This is a genomic window from Rhodococcus sp. 06-235-1A, from assembly GCF_002258785.1.
GTDB lineage: Bacteria > Actinomycetota > Actinomycetes > Mycobacteriales > Mycobacteriaceae > Rhodococcoides.
The window spans coordinates 37,091-44,365 of record NZ_NOYI01000031.1 but is presented as its reverse complement, the minus strand read 5'-3'; the positions used below and the strand labels follow the sequence as shown (position 1 = coordinate 44,365).

The 7,275-nt window shown below is 66.1% G+C and carries 9 protein-coding genes; all 9 read left to right on the top strand.

From position 1 onward, the window contains the following. Nucleotides 1-214 precede the first annotated feature (214 nt). From CH275_RS26935 to CH275_RS26895, 9 genes are read left to right on the top strand one after another with little or no spacing between them, the layout of a single operon-like run. Complete coding sequence (locus CH275_RS26935) at nt 215-1,024, top strand: lytic transglycosylase domain-containing protein (RefSeq protein ID WP_256991235.1); 810 nt, start codon at nt 215-217, stop codon at nt 1,022-1,024. 43 nt (nt 1,025-1,067) lie between these two features. Further along, nucleotides 1,068-1,751, top strand: a complete 684-nt coding sequence (locus CH275_RS26930; RefSeq protein ID WP_094681224.1) for a hypothetical protein — start codon at nt 1,068-1,070, stop codon at nt 1,749-1,751. Further along, nucleotides 1,748-2,296, top strand: coding sequence for a hypothetical protein (locus CH275_RS26925; RefSeq protein ID WP_094681223.1), 549 nt, complete (start codon nt 1,748-1,750; stop codon nt 2,294-2,296). The genes CH275_RS26930 and CH275_RS26925 overlap by 4 nt, the downstream gene beginning before the upstream one ends. Nucleotides 2,297-2,307: 11 nt before the next feature. Next, nucleotides 2,308-2,706 (top strand): hypothetical protein, encoded by a 399-nt coding sequence (locus CH275_RS26920; protein WP_143546894.1) that lies wholly within the window; start codon nt 2,308-2,310, stop codon nt 2,704-2,706. Further along, nucleotides 2,706-4,664 (top strand): type IV secretory system conjugative DNA transfer family protein, encoded by a 1,959-nt coding sequence (locus CH275_RS26915; protein ID WP_094681221.1) that lies wholly within the window; start codon nt 2,706-2,708, stop codon nt 4,662-4,664. The genes CH275_RS26920 and CH275_RS26915 overlap by 1 nt, the downstream gene beginning before the upstream one ends. Next, nucleotides 4,654-5,493, top strand: coding sequence for a DUF4913 domain-containing protein (locus CH275_RS29715; protein ID WP_179276379.1), 840 nt, complete (start codon nt 4,654-4,656; stop codon nt 5,491-5,493). Before CH275_RS26915 ends, CH275_RS29715 begins: the two co-directional genes overlap by 11 nt. 31 nt (nt 5,494-5,524) lie before the next feature. Then, a complete protein-coding gene (locus CH275_RS26905) occupies nt 5,525-5,923 on the top strand; it encodes a hypothetical protein (RefSeq protein ID WP_094681220.1) in 399 nt (132 codons plus the stop codon). 46 nt (nt 5,924-5,969) lie between these two features. Beyond that, nucleotides 5,970-6,665, top strand: a complete 696-nt coding sequence (locus CH275_RS26900; RefSeq protein WP_143546893.1) for a hypothetical protein — start codon at nt 5,970-5,972, stop codon at nt 6,663-6,665. Further along, a complete protein-coding gene (locus tag CH275_RS26895) occupies nt 6,662-7,246 on the top strand; it encodes a thermonuclease family protein (RefSeq protein WP_094681218.1) in 585 nt (194 codons plus the stop codon). Before CH275_RS26900 ends, CH275_RS26895 begins: the two co-directional genes overlap by 4 nt. Nucleotides 7,247-7,275 lie beyond the last annotated feature (29 nt).

The window sequence follows — 7,275 nt, the reverse complement described above, 5'->3', positions numbered from 1 at the left end:
GTGGTAGCGGTGGGAGGTCGCCCCCGCAGCACCGGCCCCCGGCGGCGACCTCCCACCGCTACCACCATCGGTCGGCTCCGAAGAGCACTGGCAGGTCGACACCGTTCGTCTGGCCCGCGCGGTTGCGCAGAAGTTCCCGGAGATCAAGACGATCGGCGGGTGGCGGCCGTACGACGCCTACGACGATCACCCCAGTGGCCGCGCCGCGGACATCATGATCCCGGACTACGACACCGGCGCCGGAAAAGAGCTCGGCGATCGGGTCGTCGAGTACCTGATGGCCAACAAGACCGAGCTGCACATCGAGTACATCATCTGGCGGCAGACCTACATCCCGGCCGAGGGCTCCTCGAACCAGATGGAAGACCGCGGCTCCCCCACACAGAATCACTTCGACCACGTCCACGTCACCACCGTCGGCGGCGGCATGCCCGACGCAATGACCACCTACGGCCCTGCACCGGGCGCAGCAGGCAGCCCAGGAGCCGTCCCGACCCCCTGCGGGGTCAACCCGGCTGCGAGCGGCGGCGAGACCGATCTCGCACCCGGGAAAGTACCTCCCGAGTTCGAGCCGTGGGTGATCCAGGCCGGCAACACCTGCCCGCAGATCCGGCCGCCGGTGATCGCCGGACAGCTCAAGCAGGAATCGGGCTTCAACCGCAATGCGGTCAGTCCGGACGGAGCCGAAGGACCCGCGCAGTTCATGCCCGGCACCTGGCCCGGATACGGGCGCGACGACGACGGCAACGGCTCGGTCTCCCCCTACGACATCGGAGACGCAGTGATGGCCCAAGGCCGCTACATGTGCGAGATCGCCGGGCAGGTCGACGCCGGGATCGCCAACGGGTCCATCTCGGCCCCCAACGGCCCCCTCGAGCTGTATCTCGCCGCCTACAACGCGGGCTTCGGCGCAGTGCAGTCCTCCGGCGGATTCCCCACCGGCTCACCGGACTACGTCAATCAGACCCGCCCCTACGCCGACCTGATCCAGCAGTACGCCACCGAATTCGCCTCGATCGCCTGAGCGCACGAGACCGACCGACACGACAACCAAGGAGATACTCGATATGGCCAAACGACGCAGCACCCACAACTCGGTCGCCGAATGGGAGACCGCGAAGAAGACAGTCAAGGAACACCTCGACGACCTGCGCGCGCTCGAGACCCACGGCGAGCTCTACGCATGGGCGAAAGAGCACGACCTCGCCGTCCCGGGTCTGTTCCCGAAGTTCAAGACCGAACTGTCCAAGCAGCTGGGCATCGACTACGACGCGCTGCGCGAGCAGGCCTACACCCAGCGCCGAGAGCAGATCGCCGCAGCGGCAGCCGACGGGCCGGTACTGGAGATGTGGACAGCGGCCGACGACGAAGTGTCCTCGTTCGCGATCTGCGGACCCGAAGGAGCCGTCGTCACTTACGCCACCTTTCACCCCGACGACAAGCTCTACCGCAACGGTGATCAGGTCTCGGCCGATCGTTCGGTGGCGCAGCTCGCGGTGTTCGTCGCCGGTCAGGCCCGCGAGGAACTCGACGTCGAGGCGGTCCGGCTGATCCTGCACGTGCTCAACCACGAAGTCGCGGCCGAGGACCCGGCTCTGGAGCGAACGGCTCTGCGCGGCCGAGTACACGTGAGCATCGAAATCGACCGGGACAACCCTGCGGCGGAATGGTGCCGTGAGAACGGCTACAAGTCCTGGCGAGAGACGAATTTGACCACCCTCGTCGTCGACGATGAACGGATCGCAGGATGAAACGCGGCCAGCTCATCGCGGTCTGTGCGGTGTTGGTCTTCGTCGTCACGGTCGCCGCCGCTGTGGTAGCTCTCGTCAGATTCAGTGGCACCGACGACAGCCATGGCCCGGCCACGGACGCACATGTGCACCTCGACGACGACCGCGGCTCCGATCCCGGCGGTGTCGCCGAAGCGGCATTGGCGGCGATGTTCTCCTGGCAACCGGCAGTCGACCCCTCCCCCGCTGCCGCCGTCGGACGGGCTCAGCGCTGGCTCGGCGGTCAGCTCGCCGCCGATGCCACACAACCGACCGCGACCGGGATCCGGCCGCTGCCGCAGTGGGCGGGATGGCGCGAGTCCGGGGACATCGTCACTGCCACAGCACAATCGGGCGAGGCGATCACCGCATCCGACACTCGGCAGGTACTCGAGGTTGCCCTCACCCAGACCGTCCTACACCGAGACGGAAGCACCACCCCCTACAGCGACTACCGCGTGAGGGCCGTCGTCGAAAAGAACTCCGACACATGGCAACTGACCGAATACAACTTGGCACCGAAGTGAGGACGTCGATCATGAGAAAACAGATCATCCATCCGGACCCGATCGGTGCCTTCTTGCCGGGACCATCGGGGTTCGACCTCGCAGAGCTTGCGGTGGTCAATACCGTTGCAGCTCTGCTCGTTTCCGTCATTGTGCTGCTCTGGTCGGTTCGCCGCCCCTGGGCCAGACCGGCAACGGTGGCCCTCACCATTGCCGTTCTCGGCGGTGCGGCGGTCGCCGGGCGCTCGATCGTCACACCCCATACCGGTCTGGCGGCGATCGCATTTGTCCTGCCCGTATTCGCCCTGGGCTTGGCCGGCCTGCTGCACGTGTTCGTGCACCATCGCCCCCCACGCGCATCGAACGATCAGAAAGACGATCCGATGACCGCTGCCACCGCGCAGGACGCGCTCGAGGGGAGGGCGCTCTGATGGCCCAGACACGCAGATCCGGAACCGGTGCACGATCGCAGGAGAACCTTCTGCAGGCGGTGCTGCTCTGCATCGTCCTGGCCGTCGTGATCACCCTCGTGTTGTCCTGGTGGGCAGGAACGTTCCTCGCCGGCGGCGATCCCAGCGGAAACCCCATTCAGGGTGTGTTCGAGTCCTTCACCGGCCAACGCCCCTGGCCGTGGCAGTCGACGGTCATCGCCGTGGCACTGGTGGTGTCGGTCGCCGCGGTCGCACTGCCGATCGCAATTCGACGAGCCAAGGGACGTACCGAAGTCGACCGGGCAGCGCGCACGATGGTGGCACCGAACAAGCTTCGCGGAGTCTCCCCGAAAGAGTCGCATCGCCTGATGCCTCAATTCGACAAGTCGGATCCGCGGTCCTGGGGATTTCTCCTCGGTGTGACCGTCTTGGGTGACAAGCCGGTGTACCTGTCGTGGGAAATGGTCATGGTTGCCCTGGCCGGCACCCGGATGGGGAAGACCGTCGCCCTCGCGGTGCGCGCGACACTGGCTGCCCCCGGCCCCGCCATCGTGACGAGCAACAAGCCCGACCTGCATGCCGCGACTCGCCTCGGCCGCGAACAGGTCGGACACGCGTGGGTGTCCGACCTGCAGGGTGTCAGCGGATCTGTGCAGCTCACGTTCTGGTGGAACGCCCTCAAGCACGTCAGAACCCTCGCGCAAGCTCGCAAGCTCGCCTCGTTCTTCGTCTCCGCGTCGACGAAGAAGGACGCCAAAACCGACGGCTACTTCGACGGCGGCGCTCAAGAACTGCTCGCCCTCTACTGCCTGGCGGCGGCATTGGCAGGCGGAGATCTCCTGCACGCGGTCAGTTGGCTCGGCAGCGACCAGAACAAGACTCCCGCGCAGATTCTCGATGCCTTCGACAAGAAGCGCGCCGCGGCGCGAGTCCTTGAAGCGCAGGGCCTGACCGAGCGTCAGCGTGACGGTCTGTTCGACATGGCGCGCCGATTCCTCGACATCCTCTCCGACGACGAGTACGCCCGCGCTGTCACACCGCCGGCGCGGGCAATCATCGAAGTCGACGCGAGGGACAGAACCATCGCCCCGCTTGTGACCACCCGGTACGGGGAGCCGCTGCACGATCTCCCCGAGTTCGACCCGCGGGCGTTCGTGGCCAGTACCGACACCCTCTACGCGCTCTCACTCGAAGGCCCCGATTCGGCGGCACCACTGACCACCGCATTGGTGGGGCAGATCTTCGACGAAGCCGCTGCGTTGGCCTCACGGACCCCGGCACGCTCCTACGACAAGAAAATGCCGCGGTGGTGGCCGACCAGGCTGTGGCAGCCCACCGTCCGCACTCAGGGCGGGCGGCTCGACGTCCCGTTGCTGGCCATTCTCGACGAGGCCGCCAACACCGTCCTTCTTCGCCAACTACCCGACCAGTACTCACACTTCGGTGGCCGCGGAATCATCCCGATCGCGATTCTGCAGTCACCACAGCAGGGTGCGCGAGTATGGGGCCGCGACGAGTTCGACTCGATGATCGCCGGGGCCGTGCACTTCTACGGCGGCAACATCAAGGACAAGCAGTACCTCAGCGACCTGTCCGAGCAAATCGGTTCGCACGAAGTGCAATCGACCACTCGCAGCAGCGGCCAGGGCAGTCGCAGCTCTTCGCACAGCTGGCAGGAACGGCCCATTCTTCCGATCAACGAACTCGCGGCCCTCCCGAAAAGCCGTGCCATCGTGGTCTTTCCGGAGAATCCGCCTGTTCTGATCAAGAAGATCTGGTGGACCGACACCGACGACGCCGACACCATCAAACAATCGATCATGAGATACAGCGGATCCGCCGAGCAAGCGAAAGAACTGCTCGACGGCCCGTTCAACATCGACTACGAACCCGAGCACGTCGACGAGTACGAGCTCGAAGACTGGGATCGATCGGCGGTGAGCGTCGATGGACGATGATTTCGACCTCGACGACGAACTGGATCTCGACGCGGAACAGGAGGTCGAGCCCGCGTACGAGTCGGTCGAGGACTGGGTTCAGCATTACCTCGCGCGGGTGATCCAGCGTCGCATCAGTGAGCGACCTGGCCACGGGCTGACCTGGGATGCGCGGTGGTGGCGGCACGGTGAAGCGGTCGCGCGACTGACCGCTCTGTGGTGGGCATGGGAGTCCGCGCGACGTTCGGTCGAGGACCGGGCCGCGATGTCGGGATGGTGGGTCGAGCATTGCGAACCTCACCTGCGGATGCTCCTCGACGGTGCCACCGGGCCGATGAGCGGCGTCGACGAAGCCTGCACCTGGGTCGGATACGGGCCTCTGACCTGCGATCCGGTTCCCGCGGGCTGGGTCGCGGACGATCTTGCAGACCTCTCGCACGAGCATCCGATCCCGATCGGGGAAGACGCCGACGAGTTGCCGGCCCCGGCTTTTCTGCGGCTCGAGGACTTCGTGGAGAAGTACCTCTGCCACGTCATCAACCGCCAGATCGACGACAAGCCCGGTCGTGGGCTGTCCTGGGATCGGCGCTGGTGGCAGCACCAGGAGGTCGTGTCGCGGCTCAAGGCCCTGTGGTGGGCGTTCGAGGAAGCGCGCAGTTCACCGGACGATCCGGCGGCGATGTCGAGTTGGTGGCTTCGGCACTGTGACCCCCACATGCGGGTGCTCCTCGACGGTGAATCCGGACCGATGAGCAACGCCGACGTCGACGGGAGCTGGCCCGGCCACGGCACTCTGCTCATCGCCTACCCACCCGAGGGCTGGCAGGCCCCGAAATATCTGACCCCCTGATCACCATCGTCACCGAGAGAAGGCCTCTCCCATGAAGACAGCACCTGCACCCGCACTCGAATCGTCGACAGCCCCGAGCGATCGGACCCGACTACTGGCATCGATCGCGTTGACGGCCGTCACCTGGTGGCTCGCCTGGTCGATACCCGTCGCCGAGTGGGTGCTGTCCTCGTCGTCGAGTGGCTCGGCCGACCCCGTCCGGCGTGAGGCTGCCAACGATGCTGTGACGCAGGGGTGGTGGGCGATCATCACCGTCGTCTTCGCGCTGTCGATCGGCAGCCTCGTCGCCGTGGCCCTCGACTACATGAATGGACGCCGCTGGGCGCTCACCGCATGGAAAAACGCGGTACGCCTGGCGAGCACCCTCGCCGTGATGTGGGCCATCTGGACCGTGAGCGTTCTCGCCGCCGGCGGAGTGCAACCCCTGTGACCACCAACTCGACTACCGACCACGCCTGAGAAAGCGAGCAACAGCCATGAAGACGAGTACACAACACCACCCCAGCTCCATGCTCAGCTCGATCGTCAGCGCAGTCGGGGGCATCGAGGTGCGCTACACACCCGAGAGCGATCGTGACGAGTGGATCCGCGACATAGACCGTGACCAGAAGCGATTCCGTGCGCGGCACGGTCTGTCGTCGACGCCGGCCGAGCGTGCGGCCGCGCACTCCGCGGCAATACTGGAAGTCGAACGCCGGCTCGCGCCCCGTGGTCGGGGGCGGCAACCGGTCATCACCGGTCGCCAGCTCGCCTCGATCGCGGACGCCCACACCCGCGCAGCAAGCCGCGTCACTCACCCCGGCGTGACGGCCGCGTATCTGGTAGCTGCAGCAGCAGCTTCGATCGCGTTCGCGATCCTGGCGTGGTGGGGCTGGTCCCCCGAACTGTCGTACTACGACTGGCCTGCAGGGACATCGATCGAGCGGATGACGGATGCGCTCTCATCGGGCACCACCGTCATCGTGGAGATCGCAGCCTGGCTCCTGGTCCTGGTGCTCGCGACGTCCCTGAGCGACTACTGGATTCCGGCGAGAGCACATCGTCGCAGCCGGACTCCGCTTCGGCACTGCTCGGTCCTGGTCGCACATTCCATCATGGCGGTCGCGGCACCGGCGATCATCGCGCTCGGAACGTACCTGATCGGCGTGCTCATGGTCTTCGGGCGCGCATGAACACGCGACGAGCCCGGTACGGATCGACCGTTCGGGTACTCACGGCCTGCATGGCAGCGTCCGGGGCGGTGGCCCTGCTGTCGGGATGCAATCCCCTGATCGCTCCCCCGAACCCCGAGACCGCCGCTGAGGCTGCCTCTGTGTCCAGCGGGGTGGTGGAACGGGTGATCGACGGCGACACCATCGAGGTGCACCTGTCCACGGGTAGCGATTCGGTACGGGTTCGCATCCTCGGTATCGACACCCCTGAGACCGTCGACCCCGACACCGACGTGCAGTGCTGGGGGCCGGAAGCAAGCGCGTGGGCGCACCAGCAGCTCGACAACACCGTCGTCACCCTTATTTCCGACCCAGTGGCGGAGAGCGTCGACCGGTACGGGCGCGCCCTGCGCTACGTCGTTCTTTCGGATGGCCGCAACTACAGCACCGTCGCAGCCGAAGCCGGCATGGCCCGCGCCTACACATACAAGGATCAGCAGCTCTCGGAAGCAGCGAACATCGGTGCCGCGCAGTCGACAGCGCAGCGCAGCGGTGCCGGCCTCTGGGGCTCGCCGTGCTACGGACAGACAGCTCGACGCTGACCCATTCCTTCCCTCTCGCACAACCGTTT